The sequence below is a fragment of the Candidatus Frankia alpina genome, from assembly GCF_902806485.1.
GTDB lineage: Bacteria > Actinomycetota > Actinomycetes > Frankiales > Frankiaceae > Frankia > Frankia alpina.
Genome location: NZ_CADCWT010000411.1, coordinates 1 through 2,415 on the forward strand (window position 1 = coordinate 1; position 2,415 = coordinate 2,415).

Sequence of the window (2,415 nt, forward strand, 5' to 3'; positions counted from 1 at the left end):
CACACCAACACAACATTGATGTCACGCAAAGCGACGAAACGTTACCGGGAAAGGCTCAGTGTTCGACTCATCGAGAGCATGCGGCCACACGCGGCCGTTGTCCTGGAATTGGCCTGTCATCAAGCGGCCTGGCAACCAATTGCCAATTGGCGCACACTCGACACACAAAACCACTATAACGGGACGCCCTTCAGCCACCTGACCAGCGCGGATGCGCCTTTACGTCACCCCGTGGATGTCCCCTGAGAGCCCATTTTGGATCTTGATGTGTGCGGAGGGTGACCGGATGTTGGTGTGGATGATGGTGGTGAGGTTTGGGCGGGGATGATGGCGGCAGGGACTGGTCATGGTGTACGTACACACCGGTATCCCTCGGATCTGACCGATGCCGAGTGGGAGCTTGTCGAGGCTGTTCTGCCGCTTTCCCGCCCTGGCAGACTGTCTACGGTCTTTTCGATCGGTGGAAGAAAGCGGGGGTGACCGCCGGGATCCATGATGCGCTGCGTGGCAGGCTCCGCCTGGCGCAGGGCCGGGAGGTCGAACCGACCGCGGGAGTGATCGATTCCCAGTCGGTCAAGGGTGCCCAGACCTCAGCGATGACCTGCTGGGGATGGTGCTGGCGGTCCTGGTCGATCATTATCTTGCCCATCAGCGCTGCCGACATCTGTTCGCTGACGGCGGGTTCGCCGGCCAGTTCGTGGACTGGGCGAAGACCGTCATGAATCTGGGGCACCCTTCCGTCGATGCTCCGGAATGCCACGAGGTCGTAGGTGAAAGTCATCACATCCCGCCGACGGGTGTCGACGACGACCGACGGCGAGCCCATCACCCTTGGCGGAACCTGGTTGTCCCCCAGCCGAGGCCCCACCACACCACTACGCTCCGATACGCCGCCACCCCGACTCCCCCGTGAAGCGTCCGAGGCACTTCACGGGGGGCGGATGTTCAGAGCCAGCCGCGGCGGGAGGCGAGAGTGCCGGCCTGGAAACGGCTGCGCGCGTTGAGGCGGGACATCAGATCCGCGATCATCCGGCGCACCGTGCGCACGGAGACACCGAGGTGGCGAGCGGCCGCTCCATCCTTGACGCCCAGGCTCAGCAGGCGCAGCAGTAGCCGCTCGGTGTCGGAAGGGTCGTCGGCCGACTCCTCGCCGCCGGTCTGCGCCGGCCCGCCGCCGAGCGGTTCGGCAATCTCCCAGACCTGCTCGAACAGGGTGAGCAGGACGGCGGTGAGCTCGGGTATGCGCACGAGCACCGTGTGGCCGTCGCCGACACCGCCGACACCGCGGGCCAGCCGGACGAGCCCGACGCGACCGTCGACGGTGGTGGCGTCCAGCCGCGGGTCGTCGGTGACACGGGCGTCGAGGCCGTGCGCGGCGACCGTGCGCACATAGCCGGCGCTGCGTTCGTCGAGGCGCAGGGACCGTGGCAGCACACTGCGCATCACGACCCCGCGCCGCAGTGCCCGCAGCTCGACGGGCATGACGTCGGCGGACAGCGTCGCCGGCCAGCCTCGGCGGGTGCGCAGGGTCAGCACCTCCCGCTCGGCTCGACCGACGAGGGCGAGCAGCTCGGCGCGGGCCTGGTCGACGCCATCGATACGCTGCACCTCGACCGTGTCCGGACCGGGCCGGGCCGCCAGGTAGTCCGAGACGAGGACGTTCACCTGCGTCCGAGCCTGCACGAACCGCTCGTGGCGGCGGATGAGCTGCGCATGCTGGGCCTCGAGTAGATGGTTCAGGCCGGCTTCGGGATGAACGGCCACGAAGCGTCCGGGCCGTTCCCGGGAGGCCAGCAGCAGGCCGAGTTCGACCAGCCGGTCCCGGACCGGACCGACGCCGCTCGGCGGCTCCCCGAGCATCTCCGCCGCCTCGGTGACGCTCAGGGACTCGTGACGCAACCAGAGTCGGTAGGCGGACCGCGCGGTGTTGTCGAGACCGAAGTCGTCAAGACCGAAGGTATCGAACCCGAAGGCGTCGAGCGCCCTGCCCCTCCCCGGATCCGAGGCTGGAGCCGGCGCGTGATCTCCCCGGCGGGCGGGGGGCGCGGCGACCGGCCCCGCCGCAGGCGGTGCGCTCGTGCTGGTCAGGTCCGAACGGTCGTCCGTGGCCTTCGCCCGGACCGCTGCGGCAGGCTCGGCCGGGCACCCGACTCGGCGGAGACCACGTCGAGGGCATGGCGAACCAGCGACACCAGCGACTGGCGGACCGATTCGCGCTGGCGGGCGTCGCAGAACACCACCGGCCGGCGCGGGTCGAGATCGAGCGCCGTACGGATGTCCTCGACGCGGTACTCGCGGGCGCCGTCGAACCGGTTCAGCGCGATGAGGAACGGGATGTCGCGCTCCTCGAAGTAGTCGATGGCGGGGAAGGAATCCGCCAGCCTTCGGGTGTCGACGAGCACCACCGCGCCGATC

The 2,415-nt window shown here is 68.6% G+C and carries 3 protein-coding genes and 1 pseudogene; 2 read left to right on the forward strand and 2 right to left on the reverse strand.

The features are described 5' to 3' along the window. Positions 1 to 246: hypothetical protein (locus G6R25_RS25650; RefSeq protein ID WP_205447399.1), on the forward strand; the 246-nt coding region annotated here is incomplete at its 5' end. A gap of 105 nt (positions 247 to 351) precedes the next feature. Then, positions 352 to 721 (forward strand): annotated as a pseudogene (locus G6R25_RS28405) (transposase family protein); the annotation flags it as partial. Positions 722 to 945: 224 nt separating this feature from the next. Here G6R25_RS28405 and G6R25_RS23380 read toward each other — a convergent pair. Together G6R25_RS23380 and G6R25_RS23385 are read right to left on the reverse strand one after the other, a co-directional pair. Beyond that, the gene (locus G6R25_RS23380) at positions 946 to 1,899 is read right to left on the reverse strand and encodes a LuxR C-terminal-related transcriptional regulator (RefSeq protein WP_235949492.1); all 954 of its coding nucleotides are present in this window, start codon (positions 1,897 to 1,899) and stop codon (positions 946 to 948) included. 185 nt (positions 1,900 to 2,084) lie between these two features. Continuing rightward, a partial coding sequence (locus G6R25_RS23385; protein WP_205447400.1) for an ATP/GTP-binding protein occupies positions 2,085 to 2,415 on the reverse strand: 331 nt, incomplete at its 5' end.